Origin of the sequence: Hominimerdicola alba, from assembly GCF_900109655.1 — a bacterium.
In the GTDB taxonomy this organism is placed as follows: domain Bacteria; phylum Bacillota; class Clostridia; order Oscillospirales; family Ruminococcaceae; genus Hominimerdicola; species Hominimerdicola alba_B.
The window spans coordinates 1-18,549 of the sequence record NZ_FOAT01000005.1; the positions used below are offsets into that span (position 1 = coordinate 1).

17 protein-coding genes are annotated in these 18,549 nt (G+C 47.3%); 4 read left to right on the forward strand and 13 right to left on the reverse strand.

Going from position 1 to position 18,549, the window contains the following annotated elements; genetic code table 11:
• Positions 1-162: 162 nt before the first annotated feature.
• From BMY75_RS07025 to BMY75_RS07050, 6 genes are all read right to left on the reverse strand, one after another.
• Positions 163-636 carry a GGDEF domain-containing protein gene (locus BMY75_RS07025; protein ID WP_074831714.1) on the reverse strand — a complete coding sequence of 158 codons (474 nt, stop codon included), beginning with the start codon at positions 634-636 and terminating at the stop codon, positions 163-165.
• Between the two features lie 36 nt (positions 637-672).
• Positions 673-1,554 (reverse strand): sensor histidine kinase, encoded by an 882-nt coding sequence (locus tag BMY75_RS07030; RefSeq protein WP_074831717.1) that lies wholly within the window; start codon positions 1,552-1,554, stop codon positions 673-675.
• 208 nt (positions 1,555-1,762) lie between these two features.
• Positions 1,763-2,521, reverse strand: coding sequence for a hypothetical protein (locus tag BMY75_RS07035; protein ID WP_074831721.1), 759 nt, complete (start codon positions 2,519-2,521; stop codon positions 1,763-1,765).
• Positions 2,518-3,435, reverse strand: a complete 918-nt coding sequence (locus BMY75_RS07040; protein WP_074831724.1) for an ATP-binding cassette domain-containing protein — start codon at positions 3,433-3,435, stop codon at positions 2,518-2,520. Before BMY75_RS07040 ends, BMY75_RS07035 begins: the two co-directional genes overlap by 4 nt.
• 89 nt (positions 3,436-3,524) lie before the next feature.
• Positions 3,525-4,196 (reverse strand): response regulator transcription factor, encoded by a 672-nt coding sequence (locus BMY75_RS07045; protein WP_074831727.1) that lies wholly within the window; start codon positions 4,194-4,196, stop codon positions 3,525-3,527.
• A gap of 210 nt (positions 4,197-4,406) precedes the next feature.
• On the reverse strand, positions 4,407-4,787 hold the full coding sequence (locus BMY75_RS07050; protein ID WP_074831729.1) for a hypothetical protein: 381 nt from the start codon (positions 4,785-4,787) through the stop codon (positions 4,407-4,409).
• 290 nt (positions 4,788-5,077) lie between these two features.
• On the opposite strand from BMY75_RS07050, the gene BMY75_RS07055 reads away from it, so the two are divergent.
• From BMY75_RS07055 to BMY75_RS07065, 3 genes are all read left to right on the forward strand, one after another.
• Positions 5,078-6,484: a sodium-dependent transporter gene (locus tag BMY75_RS07055; protein WP_074831732.1), complete on the forward strand. Its 1,407-nt coding sequence runs from the start codon at positions 5,078-5,080 to the stop codon at positions 6,482-6,484.
• 270 nt (positions 6,485-6,754) lie between these two features.
• Complete coding sequence (locus BMY75_RS07060) at positions 6,755-7,573, forward strand: AraC family transcriptional regulator (protein ID WP_074831735.1); 819 nt, start codon at positions 6,755-6,757, stop codon at positions 7,571-7,573.
• 9 nt (positions 7,574-7,582) lie between these two features.
• Positions 7,583-8,065 (forward strand): hypothetical protein, encoded by a 483-nt coding sequence (locus tag BMY75_RS07065; RefSeq protein ID WP_074831738.1) that lies wholly within the window; start codon positions 7,583-7,585, stop codon positions 8,063-8,065.
• A gap of 74 nt (positions 8,066-8,139) precedes the next feature.
• Here the strand turns inward: BMY75_RS07065 and BMY75_RS07070 are convergent, their stop codons facing one another.
• The 5 genes from BMY75_RS07070 to BMY75_RS07090 all read right to left on the reverse strand — a co-directional run bounded on the left by BMY75_RS07070 (position 8,140) and on the right by BMY75_RS07090 (position 14,394).
• Entirely contained in the window at positions 8,140-8,988 is an 849-nt protein-coding gene (locus BMY75_RS07070) for a TPM domain-containing protein (protein WP_074831741.1), read from the reverse strand.
• Between the two features lie 12 nt (positions 8,989-9,000).
• Positions 9,001-10,077, reverse strand: a complete 1,077-nt coding sequence (locus tag BMY75_RS07075) for a TFIIB-type zinc ribbon-containing protein (RefSeq protein WP_074831743.1) — start codon at positions 10,075-10,077, stop codon at positions 9,001-9,003.
• A 119-nt stretch (positions 10,078-10,196) separates the two neighbouring features.
• Positions 10,197-11,552 (reverse strand): SPFH domain-containing protein, encoded by a 1,356-nt coding sequence (locus BMY75_RS07080; RefSeq protein WP_074831746.1) that lies wholly within the window; start codon positions 11,550-11,552, stop codon positions 10,197-10,199.
• A gap of 63 nt (positions 11,553-11,615) precedes the next feature.
• Entirely contained in the window at positions 11,616-11,894 is a 279-nt protein-coding gene (locus BMY75_RS07085; protein WP_139199741.1) for a hypothetical protein, read from the reverse strand.
• Positions 11,895-12,045: 151 nt separating this feature from the next.
• A complete protein-coding gene (locus BMY75_RS07090; RefSeq protein ID WP_074831751.1) occupies positions 12,046-14,394 on the reverse strand; it encodes a serine/threonine protein kinase in 2,349 nt (782 codons plus the stop codon).
• 581 nt (positions 14,395-14,975) lie between these two features.
• Between BMY75_RS07090 and BMY75_RS07095 the strand changes: the two genes are divergently transcribed.
• Positions 14,976-15,623 (forward strand): leucine-rich repeat domain-containing protein, encoded by a 648-nt coding sequence (locus BMY75_RS07095; protein ID WP_074831753.1) that lies wholly within the window; start codon positions 14,976-14,978, stop codon positions 15,621-15,623.
• A gap of 848 nt (positions 15,624-16,471) precedes the next feature.
• Here BMY75_RS07095 and BMY75_RS07105 read toward each other — a convergent pair.
• Both BMY75_RS07105 and BMY75_RS07110 read right to left on the reverse strand, forming a co-directional pair.
• Positions 16,472-17,713: a sodium ion-translocating decarboxylase subunit beta gene (locus BMY75_RS07105; protein WP_074831755.1), complete on the reverse strand. Its 1,242-nt coding sequence runs from the start codon at positions 17,711-17,713 to the stop codon at positions 16,472-16,474.
• 27 nt (positions 17,714-17,740) lie between these two features.
• Positions 17,741-18,208, reverse strand: coding sequence for an OadG family protein (locus BMY75_RS07110; protein WP_081350473.1), 468 nt, complete (start codon positions 18,206-18,208; stop codon positions 17,741-17,743).
• Positions 18,209-18,549: the final 341 nt, after the last annotated feature.

The window sequence follows — 18,549 nt, forward strand, 5'->3', positions numbered from 1 at the left end:
TGTGATTTTAAAGTTCGCTCTGCATTTTGGTTTCGTGCCTTGGTGATTGAGGGCTCTGCCCTCAAACTCCCGCAAGCCTTTCGCGAAAGGCTTGACCCAAAGCTCTATTCACGGCAAAGTTTGTTTTTCGCACAGGTTTGCTGCCGCGACACCCCATCTTCACTAATGCCCCGCATGATACCTCTCCTTATCAGCACGCATCCTTTCATACGCGGTCTTCAACGCCAAGCGTATATCCTTGGCGGACTCAGCAAAGCATTCACCCGCCGCAAAGCTGATAACATCTGATTTTTCCAGCCTTTCCTTGGCTTCAGCTATGCTCTTCATGTATCTGTCAAACTCTTCTTTTTTGAAACCCCAGAACACCGCAACAAATTCATCGCTGCCGAAACGGTAGTACTCACCTCTGCATTCGGTGGCTTCCTGTATCACCAAAGCCACTTTCCTGACCTGCACATCGCTCATCAGATGGCTGTGATAGTCGTGATATTTTTTCAGATCATTTATATCGGTATACAGTACGCCTATCGGTACGCCGAGAAACTTGCTTTCTCGTTCCGCCATGTCGGCAAACTCTTCAAATGCTGCCTTTTTATAATAGCCTGTCTGTATGTCAATGTTATTATTTGCGGTCATGATATCACCTCGTTTATAGATTAGCAGGATAGATCATCACTGCATAGTGATAGTCAGAATAAACTTGCCATTCGATAGCGCAGCTGATATAGTACCGTCCAGCATCTCGGTGAACTGCTTGGCTATTGCCAGACCCAGACCTGTGTTGCCCTTGGTGCGGGAGATATCCGTTGTGTAGAATTCATCGAAGATGTGCTCGGTGTCGATATCCTGAGAGATAATGGCATTTTCAAAGGTTATGCGCATATCGTCCCCATCGATCACTGTTATGGTCAGGTCGCCTGTGCCGTGTTTCAGGGCGTTGCCGATGAGGTTGTCGAATATCCTCAGCAGCATATTCCTGTTTGAGGATACCATGCGCTTGCGCTGATTGCAGTTGAATACTATCTGCCTGTCCCTGCCGCAATAGTCATCGTAGTAGTGTACGATAGCTTCTTCGAGAACGGCTACGATATCAACGTTTGATCTTTCTGGACTTTTGCCGCGGGAGATTATCTTCCACAGCTCGAAGAATGAGTTTATCAGCTCCTGAAGCCTGATAAGACGGTTCTCGATTATGGCGAGCTCTCTGCTTTTTTCTTCCTCTGAAAGGTCTGAGTGCTGTATCAGGTCGATATATCCCATAGCCGAGGTCAGCGGTGTGCGCAGGTCGTGGGACACATTTGTTATCATCTGTTCAAGAGCGTGGTTTTTCTTTTTGTAGTCAGCCTTGGTCTCGCGTATATCTTTCAGCATGGAATTTATCTCCATGATAAGCTTATCCGCCATGCCGTTTTCGCCGTTGATAAGGCGGTTGGTGTCCTGACTTCTCAGCTCTGCCAGCTGTTTTGCTATGTTTGACAGCTCTTTCTTTTCAAGCAGAAAAAGCGCCGTCACGACAGCAAGGATCACCGATAAAATTACAACTGCCGCTGTCATGACGGCACCCCCAATTCTATAATTGATCTTGTTAGCCCTTTAGAGCCCGATTTTTGTATCTGGCGCAGGAAAAGACTTCCTGACCTTGATCATACTCTGTTTATTTTGGGTCTGTAAAGGGAACGCTATAAAAATATAATCAGCACCAAACGCCGCAGCTGAGAATTCCGCCGCGGCGTTCAGTAAAATTTCGGTTTACTATAAGATTTCAGACTTCTCTTTTTTTCCATATCAGATATCCCAGTACGCAGGATATGACAGTGATAGCTGCGGATATGATATAGCAGTCGGTGCGGTAGCTTTGGGAACAGCCTAAAGCAAGTTTGCCTATCATGGTGCTGACCTCGAATTCTACCAGCTTTTCAGTGATCTTTTGTGCGCTCTCTATCTCACAGAATATGGATATGAAAAGTGAATACACCAGCGGTGTGATTATCACGATGGAGTTGAAAGCCGCGCCCTTTTTGAAAAAGAAAGCAAGGAAAACAAATGCCGATACTATCGCCACAAATACAGGGAACTGTCCGAAAAGGACTTTTGAGTATTCACCTAAGGTGGAACTGTACTTGCTGCCGTTGACAGCGCGGTTCACGAAATAGAACAGATAGTTCGCACCCAGGAAACAGCCCAGGGAATAAACTAGCGCGAACACTGTCTTAGCGAAATAGAACTTGCCCTTGCTGACGGCTGAGGTTATGGTGTTCTTGATGGTGTGCTCGGTGAATTCCGCGGTGATCGTGCCAAATACAGGCATTATAAGCAGGAAGTAGTACACAAGATTCATGGCTGCCTGCTTGATATCCATTTTCTGGGCACCGTTCAGGTCAAAATCTCCCCCAAGCATTATGCCGCCGGGTTCGTGGTAGGCTATGGAAAGCATGGATACCAGGAAGGATACCAGCCAGAATATTATGAAGCCCTTTGTCTTGACTATGCGGTAAAGATCCGCTTTCATAAGATTAATCATGACTTCACCTCCCCCACCAGCTTTTTGAAATAATCCTCAAGCGAAACGCCAGATTCGTGTATCTTCATAACATCAACATCGTTCTGCACCAGTGTTCTGTTGACGATATTGGGTCTTGCGTTTTCATCGTATATCCTTATCTCGTGGCTGTCTATCACCTTATAATCGGTGATGCCCAGCTGTCTTTCAAGGATAGTTGAGGCTTTTGCTGTATCGTCTGTGCCAAGTGCTATGCATCGGCTGCATTCAAGGTCAAGCTCGGATTTTGATACCTCTTTAAGTACCTTTCCGTTTTCTATGAACATGAATCTGTTAGCCACTGCATAAAGTTCCGAAAGGATATGGCTGGAGATTATCAGCGTCATCCCCCTTTCGCGGGAAAGCCTGCGGAAAGTCTCGCGCAGTTCGCTGATGCCTATGGGGTCAAGACCGTTGATAGGTTCATCCAGTATAACTATATCGGGGTTATCCAGTACCGCAAAGGCTATGCCCAGCCTCTGCTTCATACCAAGTGAGAAGGTCTTGAACTTTTTGTTCCTCGCGTCACTCAGCTTTACAAGTTCAAGCACCTCGTCTATCTGCTTGCGGTCTGCTATGCCTTTCTGATAGCAGTAGTAGCGCAGGTTCTGGTAAGCTGTCATATTCCCGAAAAAGGCGGGATTTTCAATAAGACAGCCTATGCGGCGCTTTTCGTTCTCCGCCGCCATGCCTGTTTTTCCGAATAGGGAATACTCGCCGTTTGTGGGTTCTGTAAGTCCCGAAACCAGTTTCATCATTGTTGTCTTGCCCGCGCCGTTTCTGCCGATAAGGCCGTAGATATCTCCTTTAAATACGGTCATATCGGCATGATCAAGGGCGGTAGATCTTCCATAGCTTTTTGTAAGCTTCTTTGTCTGAAGTACGATCTCTCGCATTTTGCTGACCTCCGTTCTTTTGTTATCTTTATTATAACAGCAAGGTCTTAATAAACACTTAAATCAACCCTTAAAAAATCCTTAACCGATCATTTTTTCATGCGGTAGCCTATGCCCCATACAGTTTCTATGTATTCCTCGTCACTGCACTCTTTCAGCTTTTTGCGGAGCTTGCTCATATGCACGTTCAGGGTATTGTCGTCGGCGGAATTTTCGTAATCCCAGACGGTATCGTAGATAAGGCTTTTGGTGCAGGTCCTGTTCTGGTTTTCCATGAATAGTTTCAGCAGTGCGAACTCATAGCGGGGCAGTTCAACAGGCTTGCCTGCCACCGTCACGGTGAAATCGGTAGCATTCAGCTCGATATCCTTGAATATAAGTATCTCCCCCGAGGAAGCCCCCGAATTCGCCCTTAGCCTTGCGCCGATACGTGCAAGGAGCTCATCGTTATTGAAGGGCTTTGTGATATAGTCATCAGCCCCCAGAGAAAAAAGATCCACTTTTTTCTCAACATCGTGTATGGCGCTTGTGATTATAACAGGCACATTGTGCTTTTCTTTCAGATCCCTGATAACTTCATCACCGCTGCGCCCCGGCAGCATCAGGTCTAATAGGATAAGATCCACGTCCTTGCTGTGGGCGAGAAGCCCCTCGGTGCCCGAATAGGCGCTTATGGTGCTGTATCCGTTCTGTCTCAGCAGTATGCGGAGCATATCATTTATCTCGGAATCGTCTTCTATAATAAGTATTGTTTTCTGCATAGTTTTCTCCTTCTGTTTCGGACTTTTATTATTATAACAAATTATTTCTTGAATGTAAAGAGATTGGGAAAGATTTTATCGGGTATACTATATATAAACATGACCCTCCAAATGGTACAGAGAAACAAACTGACCGTACTATCAATGTGCGTAACGAGTCGAGCCTTCCGCCCGAGGACAAAAAAAGGCGGGTGCTGACCCGCCTTTTAGTTATCTGAAAATATCGTCTGCCACATCTCTGCCTGTGTCGATGGTGTCATCTATGACATCGTTGCCGCCTTCGAGGATATCATCTATGCCCTCGCCGATACGGCTCATTACGTCACCCGAATCATCGCGGGAGATGTCATTGTCGCGGAGTGATGAGAGCTCCTCCTTTTTTGATGAGCTTTCGTCACGGAGTGAGGAAGTTTCGGTTTTGCTTGAAGTATCGGACTTTGAAGTAACAGCAGGACGTGTTGTGGTCACGGTGCTGCTTTCCTCATACTTGCCTGCCTTATACTCCGAATCGCTGCGCTCGCCTGCCGAGCAGGCTGTTATGGCTGCCGCCGCCGACAGCGCACAGATAGTCACTGCAAGATATCTCTTCATTGTTATCTTTCCTTTCTTTTATGGCATACTATTGTTAAACGGTGTTTCTCTGCCGTTCACTGTTTTTATTATTGACCATGCTAACGTGATTATACGGTGTCATGATAATATACTAAATTTTACCGGTTGAAAGTTCATAAAAAAACTGACCGTAATTCATTTATTGGGTTGCAATAAAATCAGAAATATGCTATAATGTCAAAAGGTAAATCTTATTTAAATTTTCGATATTTTCATGTCTGGACGGATAGGTGGCATGAGAGATATCAAGGAAACGGAAGTGTTAGAAAATGGAAAAAACAAACTTGTCAAAGCGAAATTCATTTTCAAGCTCACTGGGATTCGTGCTTGCGGCGGCAGGTTCGGCGGTGGGACTTGGAAACATCTGGCGATTCCCATATCTTGCGGCTAAAAACGGCGGCGGTATATTCCTGGTGATATACCTGGTACTCGCCCTGACATTCGGCTTCACGCTGCTGGTCAGCGAAGTTGCCATGGGCAGAAAGACCAAGCAGGGATGTCTTACAGCTTACGGTGAACTTCACAAAAAGTCAAAGTGGATAGGCGTTTTTGCGGAGATAGTACCTTTTATGATACTCCCTTACTACTGCCTGATCGGCGGCTGGGTGCTGAAATATTTTACTGTATTCGCAACAGGCAACGGCACTGCTGCGGCGAATGACGAATATTTCGGCAGTTTCATAACCGCACCCGTTTCGCCTATTATATTCGACGTTATTTTCCTTGCGGCGACTGCTATTGTCATCGCACTGGGCGTAAACAAGGGTATCGAATCCATATCAAAGGTACTGATGCCTCTGCTTCTGCTGGCGATAATCGGTATATCGATATTCTCGCTGACACTGAAAGGCAATGACGGCAGAACAGGTCTGGACGGCTTCAAGATATTCGTTGTGCCAAACCTCGACGGCATGGGCGCAAAGGATATATTCAACGTTGTGCTTGACGCTACGGGACAGCTGTTCTACTCCATAAGCGTTGCTATGGGTATCATGGTAACATACGGTTCCTACTTCAAGGACGATGAGAACCTGATGAAGTCCGTAAACCGCATTGAGATATTCGACACGCTGGTAGCTTTCCTTGCGGGCGTTATGATAATCCCTGCGGTATACGCATTCCTCGGCACAGATGGCATGACAGCTGGTCCCGGACTTATGTTTATTGCACTGCCCAAGGTATTCGAAGCTATGGGTCCTGCGGGCACATGGATAGGTGCTGCATTCTTTATAATGGTACTGTTTGCGGCGCTGACAAGCTCCATATCCATACTGGAAGCTGTTGTTTCGGGCTTTATGGACAAGTTCGGCTGGTCGCGTAAAAAGGCTGTTACTTTTGAAACAGCTGCTGCACTGGCGTTGGGCATACTTATTTGCCTGGGCTACAACAAGCTTTATTTCGAGGTAGACCTTCCCAACGGAAGCAAAAACGGTCAGATACTTGATATCTTCGACTACATCTCCAATAATATCCTGATGCCCGTTGTTGCTATCAGCACCTGCATACTCATCGGCTGGATAGTAAAGCCCAAGACCATCATTGACGAGGCAACCAAGAACGGCGAGCGTTTCGGCAGAAAAGGTATGTATATCGTTATGGTGAAGTTCATCGAACCTGTACTGCTGTTTGTTCTGCTGTTAGGTTCGCTGGGCGTCTGGGACAAGTTACTGAAATAAACGAAGTTTCGTGGTTATATATTTTTTGGGGCACCATCGGGTCTACTGATGGTGTCTCGATTTTTATAGAGAACTGAATTTCGCGGCATAGTTTGTTTTGTGCGCAGGTTTCCTGCCGCGGAATTTCACTCGTTGTGTAAATGCACAAAATCGACAACCCGCAATTATTTAGAATGTGGAATTTTGCACGATTGCTTGTTTACTCTTGACGATGGAGAGTATTTGTGGTATTATAAATATAACAATATTAACCTTTGGAGGTTACACGCTATGTTCTTTGACGATTACCCTATCGTAGGCACTGAAACTCGGTTGCCTATCTACATAATAACCATCGGTCAGAATGAATATCAGTCCCACGTTAACAGACCCGAGGGCTTTCGCTACCCTCAGATAATCTACTGCACTAAGGGCAGCGGTATGCTGAATGTGAACGGTGCAAGCTACCGTATATCCCCGAATATGGGCTTTTTCCTGCCTGCTGATGTTCCACACGAATACTACACCACGGGTGATCTATGGGATACCCGCTGGATAACCGCAGGGGGTTACGGCTATGACCGTATGCTGAAAGAATTCGGCATGACTGAGCCCAGGGTTTTCAGGCTGAGCGATATAAATGTTCTGGAAGAGGGCTTTATGAAGATGCATGAGGCGCTCCGCAGTGATACAATATTTGGTAATTATCGCGCTTCGGGACTTCTTTACAATTTCCTGATAGATTTTTACAGGGTTGTATCGGGCGAGTACGAGGGCAGTGAGCCTTCGGGACCGCTGGTAAAGGCTATCGAGTACATAAACCGCAATTATCCAGATAAGATAACACTGGAACAGCTGTGTGATGTTTCCGGGGTCAGCAAACAGCATCTTTGCAGACTTTTCAGGAAGTCACTTGACTGCCGACCCACAGAATACGTGGCAAAGCGCCGTATCCGCGAGGCTAAACAGCTTCTGGCGAACACGGAGAAGCCTATCGAACAGATAGCTGTGGAGACCGGTTTCTGCACCCCCGGATACCTGTGCGAGCTTTTCAAGAGGTATGAGGAGATAACTCCCGGTGAGTACCGCAAGGAATTTACCAGGGATTAGTGTCGGCTTATGAAAGTATCTTTTGACCTTGATGATACGCTGTTCGTATCTGAGAAGAATTTTAAAGTAGAACCTGCGCTGAAATTTCCGCTTAATCATATATACAAGGAAAGGCTTCGGGCGGGGACGATTGAACTTATGAAGTATATCCGCAGTGCAGGTATAGAGCTTTGGATATACACCACGTCCTTTAGGTCGGAAAGGTATATCCGCGGTATGTTCCGCAGTTACGGGATACAGCTTGATGAAGTGGTGAACGGCAAGCGTCATGCTGAGGAGGTACAGAAGGGACATTCTGAGGGTATGCCCTCGAAATATCCCAGCAAGTACCGCATTGACCTGCATATCGACGATGATATCTCGGTAGCGCAGAACGGTCGTACTTACGGTTTCAAGGTGTTCACCGTGGGTGCCCAGGACGATGATTGGGCGAACAAGATAATAGCTGAGATAGAGAAGATAAGGGCGAGGAAGAATGAGGAAAAGCGGTAAGTTCGCTTTTCGTGGAAATATGAGAGAAAAAAATAACGGCGGAAGATTTGGTTCTTCCGCCGTTTTTTTTGTTATCAGAATTTTCCGCTTCGTCCGCTGAAGGAGTGTCCGCCTGACGAACCGTGTGAAACGTGTCCGTGGCTGCCGCCGCTGCTTCCGCTGCTGCTCTCGATGCGCGTTTTTGTAACGTTTTTGTACAGGAAGTTATCGCGCTGAACAGTCAGCTTGAAACTGTTCTTGCGGATATAGTCATCTGCGCCGTGCTGCATGGATACGCTGGTTAGCTGGGATTTTATGGACTCAGAAACGATAAGACCGATGACCGCACCGCCTATCAGAGCGCCTAATATCCAGCCCGGATGGAGCTTGCCCTTTGCCCTGTGAGTTGCGCTGTAAGGCGTGCCTTTCTCCCATTCCTTGATGAAATCTTCACTGATATCGGCGTACTTATCGAAGGCATCGTAGTAATCTCCGTCATGAAGATCGCCGATCATCTGATCAACAAGGAAACCTGTGCCGTAATCGTTGAATATCTCTTCGCCTTTGCCTGTGCACTGAATGGAATAATCTCTCGTATCCATGGCGAGCATGAACACGAATCCGTCCTTTCCATCACCCATGCCGAAGCCGTTGTATGCAAAATAATCCCGTGCAAACTGATCGGGGGCTCTTCCGCCAAGGGAGTTGACGGTCACGAGGACTACATCGATGTTATGCTCTTCGCTTATACTATCAAGCCTTGAAAGAAGCTTATCTTCTGCGAAACCCGGGAGGATATCAGCATCATCCACCACGCGGGGCTTTAATCTTTCGGGAGCATACAAGTTTTGTGATGCGTATTCTTCGGGGATCAGAGCTAAGGCAGGTATTGCGCTTATTATCATTACTGCTGCTGCCGCAAGGACTGCAAATATCTTTTTCATGATGCGCACCCCCTATCTGAAGAACAAATAGCCTACGCCGAATATGGCTATGGCTGAGACTATTGCTGTTAACCAGAATGTGCGCCAGAATGCCTTGGGATCGCAGGGCAGGTTGCCTACGAATTTGCCTGTCTGACCATTCATGCCAAAGAGGAATGTCTGACCGTTCCAGCTGGTGGTAAGCACCCAAACGGGGTAGAGCGCGTACTTTGCCTTTGCCTGTTTAAGGCGGAGATTATCGCCCTCCTTGGTTACGCTGGTATAGCCTGATACAGTCTTTCTGAATGCGTCATCAACGCTTTCCTTGGCGCGTACTGTGGCGCGTTCTGTTGAATCATCGGCGCTTACATCGTACTTATCTGCCAGATAGCCTGCCAGATAAGCGGTCTGGAAAGGAACTGCGTCCTTGAAATCGAAAGGACCTACGGACTCCATCAGGTCATCGGGCATTTTAGTGGAACCGTCAACGGGGATATTATCAAAAGACATGGTACCCTCGCGGTATACTGAATAGTAGCTGGTCTCGGTGATGCGGTAGTTCCCCGAGGTATGGGAATGGGTGCGGGTACATTTATAGCGCACGCCGCCGTCAGCATCGGCATCAAAAAGCCAGCAGGGGACGTATAAGCCCTTTACCTCGTCCAGATGGTTCTGGTCCTTGAAGACCTTGGGCAGGAACTTTTTGCCCACAAGGTGCTTTTTAAAACTTTCCACTGCGGCATTCTTATCCAGCTTGAAGGGTATGACATAATCGGGTTTAAGGTTGCCGCGGAACTGACCTGTCATGACAACGGGGTTATCGCAGTAGGGGCATTTTGTAGCGCCAAGGGTCTCGTCACCGATTATCTCACCGCCGCAGGACTGACAGGTATAGACACGCATATTATCGGTCTCGCCCTCCTGCCATTCGGAAGCTTCGGGATTCCAGTCTAACTCGTCGTTGCCGTCTGTGCTGAGGTCTTCGTCGTATGCCAGCAGGGTATCCATATCGAACTCTGTCTCGCAGTAGGGGCATTTCATCTTCTGCAACTGAGAGTTGAACTCGATGGCACCTGCACAGCACGGGCATTTATATTCTTGTACTGCCATTAGTGTTTCTCCTAATCATTATTATCAGACAAATGCAGAGAGCTGCCTTTGCCATACAAAACGATTGCAGAGATGCCTGCACCTCTGCAATCGTGTATTATTCGGTTAAAATGCGCTTATCAGTTGGTAGCGTCGTTATCATCGAATACGTCGCCGCACTCGGGGCAGAACTTGGGAGGATTGGAAGGATCCGCAGGAGTCCAGCCACACTTGTCGCACTTGTATACCTTAGCGCCTGCGGGCTTGGGTGAGCCGCAGTTCTGGCAGAATTTGCCCTGATTTACTGTACCGCAGGAGCAGGTCCAGCCGTTTTCTGCTGCGGGTGCGGGCTTGGGTGAACCACAGTTCTGGCAGAATTTGCTTGTATTTGTTGTACCGCATGAGCAAGTCCAGCTATCGCCAGCGGGAGCTGCCGCCTGCTGCTGTGCTGCCTGCTGCTGACCCATAGCGAAGAGCTGCTGAGCATTCATGCCGCCTGCCTGCTGAGCCATATTAACACCCATAAAGCCAGTCATAGCGCCAGCTGCATTGCTGCCTGCCGCACGCATAGCGTCGCCCTGAGCTGCAACAAGTCCGCCTGCTGCCATGGTGGGATCAGCGTACATACTCATACGTCTGCCTTCCATGAAAAGCTTCTGGCTTTCCTGCTGAGCCTGCTTGATCATTTCCTGATCTTCCTTGGGCAGGTTGAGAGCCTTGATAGCAACTTCAACAACTTCGATACCCATATTCTTGCCCCAAGTATCAGCAAGAGCGGTATTTACTGCGTTCTTCAGCTCGGTCTTCTTGCCGGGGATCTGGTTGGGTCTGATCTCCATATCCGAAAGGGTGGAGAATGCGGGAGTCAGCGCGTCGATGAATTCAGCCTTCATTCTGGGCGCGATGGTCTCTCTCTTATATTCAACAGCCTGATTGCCGCAGATATTTGTGTAGAACAGCAGCGGGTCAACGATCTGGAATGTGTACATACCGCTGCACTTGATGGAAACGTCCACATCAAGGCCGATCTTGGAGTCAACAACTCTGAAAGGTACTACCTCGGGGGTGCCGAAGAGGTTGTTGGAGATCTGCTTTGTATTGAAATAGTATACTCTCTGGTCTTTTCCGGGATCTCCGCCGTAGCCTATACGCTGACCGATCTGCTTGAATGTCTCCTTGATCTTGGTACCAAGCTTGCCGTCAGCAAACAGTGAAGGTGTACCCAGTTCAAAGGTATATCTGCCGGGGCGGTTGCAGACTTCGATGATAGCACCGTCTTCAACGATTATCATTGTCTGTCCGTCAGCAACTGCTACACCTGAACCTGCGCTGATGATATTATCATTGCCCTTGGTGTTCTGACCTCTGCCTGTAACTACCTTCTGTCCCTTTACCATCAGCACTTCATCGGGAAGTGCCTCGCAGTAAAAATATTCCTTCCACTGATCTGCCATTGTACCGGCTGCTGCGCCGATGGCTGCCATAATAAGTCCCATAGTAAGACCCTCCTTAAAAAATTGAAAAATAAATTCTATATGATACCAGTTGTCACGGTATATTTATCTGTGCATATTAATAGTCTTGTAGCCTTTCTGCGAATAGGGGTTCTTGTTCTCCTTAGGTTTTTCGGGGGCATCGGGCTGTCTGCCTACCCAGTGCAGGAACAGCGTCATCACTAATATGATGAACAGCCAGCCGCCAAGAGCGACCCAGAAATACCACATCGGGAGACCGACCATATAATGCAGTACCAGCAGTACCGCACTTACTACTCCGCCCCAGTGGTTCATCAGAAGATTGAACAGAAACGATCTCAAAAAGCGCAACGCTACTTTCACGGTCATCCCTCCGTTCATAAAATATACATCAACAGTTGAAAAGCTACACAACTTTCTACAATATTATAACATATTTTTTTACTGATTGCAATACCTTTATCTGATTTTTTTTGGATATATTGACGATTTCTTAATACATCATGAGCAAAAATCAGGGTTCAAGAATGACTTTATTACCGTTTCCGTCAACTACAACAATGTTTTTAAGACTGCCTCTGCCGAAGCTTCCGGTGGTACGGCAGCTGACTTTTACGGTTCTTTCGCCGTAGGGCGTAAGTATGATATCCGTGGAATCAATGAGGTTGCCCCTTGCGTTTTCGGAGCCGTTATAATAAATGTATAAATCAGGCCAGAGGAAATCGGAGCCGGAGTTGTATATGTTCAGCTCAACGGTCAGCTTGTTGCCGTCTATCTCGGCAGATTCCACCGTTACTTCAAGCTCGTCCATATATCCCACATCGTACCAGCCGCTTACCACGCCGTCCCCCAGCATGGGGTCGGTGGAAGACAGGTAGTAGGAATTTACGTAGCCGTAGGTATTATTATATAAGGTATAGTACCATGCTGAGCTGCCTGTGTACCATATCTGTATTGGGGTGCAGTCGGGTATGGAAGCCAGAAGCTTGGAACTGGAGGATTTTTCCTCGCGTAGTGCCAGGGTACCGCCGTCGGTATCCACATACATGGTGCCCTTGGAAGTATAGTTCAGGGCGGTGCCCTCGGTGGCACCGCAGACAGAGCAGGTCTTTGGTTTGGTGAGAGTGGCTTCTTTCCAGGTATGACCCTTTGCCTTGCCCCTTGTTTCACCGCAGTTTTCGCAGGTCTCGGGTTCGGTACAGGTAGCGGCTTTCCACTTATGACCGATAGCCTTGCCCTCGGTCTTTTTGCATCTCTCGCAAGTCTTGGGAGAGGTGCAGGTGGCTTCTTTCCACTTGTGTCCCAGGGCTTCCTGACCTATTAGCCCGCAGACTTCGCAGTACTGGGGCATTTCGCAGTCAGCTTCCTTCCATGTATGACCCAGAGCTTCACCCTCGGTCTTGCCGCATACAGAGCAGGTCTTTGGGTGAGTGCAGTCAGGCTGCATCCAGGTATGTTCAAGCTTGTCGCCCTCTTCCAGTCCGCAGACTTTACAGCGTCTGGGGTGGGTGCAGGTAGCTTCCTCAAAATCGTGGTCTGCCAGTTCACCGCGGGTCTTTCCGCAGCGGGTGCAGGTCTCGGGCTTGGTGCAGGTGGCTGCCTGCCAGTGGTGTATACATATCGTTTTAGTAAAGAAAAGTCCGCCTACGCCAAGTAAAAAGCATATGGTCAGACCGATGATGAGTGCCGCCCTTTTGGTAGCCTTTGACAGATGCGCAGGCTCTTTCTCCTTTGGCGGGAGCTTTGCGGGAGACTGTTTTTGGCGGCGCTCGGGTCTTGCGGGGGCGGGGCGGACTATCAGCTCTTCCTCCTCGGAATCTCCCGGACGTATAAAAATGCTGTCGGTCAGTTCAAGGTCGTCCCGCGTGTCGGGTTCTTCCTCTTTAACAGGGGTAGTTTCGGGGGACTTTGTATCTTCCGTATTATCCGTATTTTCTGTGGTATAGTAGCAGCCTTCCAGTGCCGCAAGAAATCTCTCGGCATCGGGGATACGGTCTGCGGGGTCGAAAGCACAGCAATCCATCACCAGCTGTTTCAGCTTTTCACTGCCGTTTTTCGGCTTGCCGAAGTTTTTGCCGCTCAGTCTTGAAAAGATAGCCGCGTCGATGGCGTTGCGGTTATCTCCCTCATTTACCAGCGGCAGACGGTCTTCATTAAGCAGATAATACAGGGTTATACCAAGAGAATAGATATCCGCGGAAGCGCCGTAATGCTGTTCATTGGGGGTGCGGGCGTTCCAGACCTCGGGTGCCATGAAGGGCTGAGTTCCCACAAAGGTTGCGAAACTTCCTGCCCTTGTCTGCTTGGCTATGCCGAAATCGCCCAGGTAGAATTCGCCTTTATCGTCAACGTAGATATTATCGGGTTTGATATCGCGGTGGAGCATATTTATCTCCTGCATGGAGCGGAGAGCTTCACCTATCTGTGAAGCAAGCTTTGCCACTTGACGTGGGGACATGACTCCCCTGCTGTTTATGTACTCGGTGAGGGTGGTATAATATTCCATCTGAATGAGCACATCAAAGCCGATAACATCGCCGTCATCGCCGATGATATCGCGGTAGGTATGGTTTATGCAGTGTACCAGATGTGGCTTATCCCCAAGGCGGTACATATTCTTTATCTCTTCTGCCACCTGCTGTTTGCGCTCAGCCATTTCCTGCTCACGGCTCTCGCGGGTGGTGGAGACGCTTCTGTCCAGGATAATGGGAAGTACCTTGACCGCGCAGTATCTCACCTGTCCGTAAAGCTCCTGACGGAATTTATATACCTTGCCCGAACCACCGCTGCCAAGGTAGGAATCCTTATACCAGTTTTCCCACAGCGGTTCGTAGGCTGAAAGTCTCTCACCTATATCTTTCATATGCTCACCCCCTTACTCGATATTTGAAATTATGCTTATCCCGATGACACATCATTCTATAAAACCTTTTGATAGGCAATAGCAATAGTTGGCGGTATTCTTCCCCCGCCTGCGGCGGGGGAAGAATACATCTCAAATAATTATTCATTATTATCCGGCGTATGAAGTGGTGTGCTAAAGAGATAGCCATATTTGACATTCGTCATAGATCATCTTTTTCACCCACATTATATCATAAACTCACATTATTTTCAAGGCTAATAATCAACCTTTCATTTTACTTTCACCCGTTTTGCACATATCGCAACTTATACTTGCGGCGGTGCGCGTTTCGGGGGACAAATCTTTCAATTCGGTAACTGCGGTAAGGGAAATTGTAATTGTTTTGAACTCTTTTGTTAAGCTTATATATCGTAATCATATATATTATCATATTGACTTTTTTAAAATATTGTATAATATCAAATAAAATAATCTGTATTATACAGAGAAAGAGGAGTATGAAAATGAACAAGAAAATACTATCAATGGTTCTGGCACTTAGTTTAACACTGGGCTAAGCTGCCACGCTCACGCAGGGTGTGTTCACCGATAATGCCTTCGTAACTGCTTCAGCTGATGAATCGTATGGACTGTTCGACTATTATGTAAGCAAAGAGTATGGATATGCAATGGTGACAGGATATAGAGGCACAGCCGAAAATGTCACGATACCCGATAAACTTGGCGGCTATGCTGTACAGTTCATCGGAGAAAAGGCGTTCTACAAAAATGAGAATATTGTCACAGTTAAAATTCCAAGCACTGTAACTACCATAAAGTATGGTACATTTGCATACTGCAAAAATCTGAAAAAGCTTGACAATCTCAAGAACTGCAGCCGTCTGTGCTTTATCGAAGGGTCCGCATTCTATGAGTGCGGCAATCTTCAGATGAAGAAAAGTGATTTCCCTTCATCCCTTTATAAAATAGATAGTTTTGCTTTTTACAACTGCCAGAAGCTTGAAGGCATTGATCTGAGCAACGCCCAGACCATTCAAGGCTCTGCTTTTGATGGCTGTGAATCGCTGTCTTCTATTGAAGCTCCCAAGACAACGGATTACGGTGCATCAGTTTTCAAAGACTGTAAAAATCTGCAAAACATAACTCTTTCAAAGGATATAAAAACTTTGACAAACAGAATGTTTCAGGGTTGCAGCATGCTTAAATTTCTATCCCGAATTCAGTAACATCCATTGGCAACTATTGTTTTGAAAACTGTGAAAGCTTCTCACCTATCATAGTCCCTGCGGGTGTTACATACATAGGAGATTATGCTCTCGGTTGTAAGTATTACAAAACAAGTCAAACTACGAGATATCATTTTACAGTTGATGCTATTTACTGCTATGATATAAACAAGGCAGTTACTGAGGAATATGTCAAACTGGGCGGAAAGTATCAACTCTTACCTGTTATAGTTATCGACTGCAACCACACCTATGAAGATCATATTTCAAAGAAGGCGACCTGCACCGAGAAAGGCGAAGTAACACATACCTGTTCAAAGTGCCTTGATAAATATACCACTGAGATACCTGTCCTTGGTCACGACTGGGGTGCATGGACAGTAGTCACACCCGCGACCAAAGAGAAAAACGGAACTGAAAAACACACCTGCAGCAGATGCAGCAAGGAGGAAACAAGGTCTGTGGCTTATGCAGGTAATGAATATCTGCTTGGTGACGGCAAGATAAACAATACTGACGTCACAAAGGCGGCGGCTCATGTAAAGGGCAAGAATCTTTTGACAAGCAAAAAATAATTTCTGTTGAAAAGACAATGAAAGGAGCTTATGCAGAGTGCATAGGCTCCTTTTTAATATTCGGACACAAAGAATTTAATATTATCAACAGTTAAACGAACAAAATTCTGAAATTTTAGTAAATATTCCTCAATTGGTTATTGCAATTTTGTAAGTAATGTGCTATAATATCCGTAACAGGGACAGAACTTCCCTTACTTGCTGACGCTAAGCAAGATATACATGGTCACACAAAAAAAGCGCTGTCGTTTTCGACAGCGCTTTTGCTTTATCTTATTTAACTATCGCAAGCAGTACGCCCGCAGCAACTGCGGAACCGATAACACCTGCAACGTTAGGACCCATAGCATGCATCAGCAGATAGTTGGTAGGAACTTCTTCCTGACCTACCTTCTGAGAGATACGTGCTGCCATAGGAACGGCGGAAACGCCGGCAGAACCGATCAGAGGATTGATCTTGCCCTTTGTGAGGACATACATCAGCTTACCGAGCAGAAGTCCGCAAGCGGTACCCAGTGAGAATGCTACTACGCCCAGCAGCATTACCTTGCCGAAGTCAAGGGATATTACCTTATCAGCCTGAGTTGTTGCACCAACGGTAACACCCAGGAATATGGTGATAATGTTCATCAGTTCATTCTGTGCGGTCTTTACAAGACGGTCGCAGCAGCCGCTTTCTTTCAGCAGGTTACCGAACATCAGCATACCTACCAGAGGAGCAGCGGAGGGGATCATCAGAGCGATGATAAGTGTAACCAGTACGGGGAAGATCAGCTTCTCAAGTCTGGAAACAGGTCTCAGCTGACCCATAACTACTGAACGCTCTTTCTTGGTGGTGAGAGCCCTCATTATAGGAGGCTGAATAATAGGAACCAGCGCCATATAGGTGTAAGCTGCCAGTGCTATGGTACCAACGGAGCAAGCACTGTGCTTGGTGAGCAGCTGTGAAGATACGTAAATAGATGTAGGACCGTCAGCACCGCCGATGATAGCGATGGATGCGCAGTCAGCAGCACTCATGTTGAGTACGGCAGCACCTACGAAGGTGAAGAAGATACCGCCCTGTGCAGCAGCACCGAGGAGGAAGCTTCTGGGGGAAGCGATCAGCGGACCGAAGTCGGTCATGGCGCCGATGCCGAGGAATATCAGCGGAGGATAGATCTGGAGCTTAACACCCATGTAGAGTATATCCAATAGTCCGCCGTGTTCAAGTATTCGTTGATAGTCGATGTAGTGGTCATTCACCGTGCCTGCATCTTCTTCAAACTTTTCATAGTATTCCCAAAACTCGGGGTGATACATATCTGCGTTAGGCAGGTTTGTCAGCAGCATACCGAAGGAAATCGGCAGCAGCAGCAGGGGCTCAAAGCCGCGTCCCACAGCGAGATACATGAACACGAAAGATATAAGTATCATTATGATGTTCTTCCAGCCGCCGTCAGCGAAAAATCCTGCAAAGCCCGATTCCTGTGCCAGCTGAGTCAGAGTGTTCCAAAACGATTGAATTATAGCCATTTTATCAGATCACGTTCCTTTCCAAAGCTAAAACGGGCGGGTATTATCCATTATGCCCGCGGCAGACCATGCCGATCTTCTCGGCTTTGCAGCCTTAACGCCCTTGAGCACGGGCTTTTTGCCGCTGCCCGCATACATTGCGGAAAGGGCACCCATGATGGCTGCAACCACCTCTTCCTCGATACCGTCCTCAACTGCGGGTGCAGGTGCGGTGGCGGGAGCAGGTGCTGCCTTTACCTCGGTTTCAGCTGCCTTTGCTTTAGCTGCTGCCTCGGCTTCAGCCTTAGCCTTTGCCTTAGCTTCCGCGCTCTTGTTGATACCCTCGAATATCTTGCCGTAAAGGGACACGAGAACGATCAGGATTATCAGACCGATGAAAACCACGGAAATACCCGTGATTACTACCGAAACGATAGTTTCCGCACTGAGGTCTGTCCTGTCGGGCGGGATATTGCTGGAAAGCAACTGAGCAAACATGAATCGTAAATCACTCATATAAGAACTCCTCCAAGAATTTATTCAACATACGTATCAATTATACACCACCTGACAGAAAAATACAAGACCTTTTTGGCAAATTTTTATTTTTTTTAATAATTTTTTCTTACCACGGTAAAACGTCGGTTTGCAGGGGTGAAATTGATGTTCTCGGAGCGGTTTTATGGCGTATCTGCGTTGTGTGCTGTTCAATCATTGATATATCGGTGTTTTCGGGGCTCGAGTATCTGTTAAACACGAAAAACGCCCTGAGATCTAACGTATTCAGGTGGCGCTTTATGCAAAAGATCAGCCCCGAAGCGTTCTCGGAAAGGCTTCGGGGCATTGTGTTTATTTCA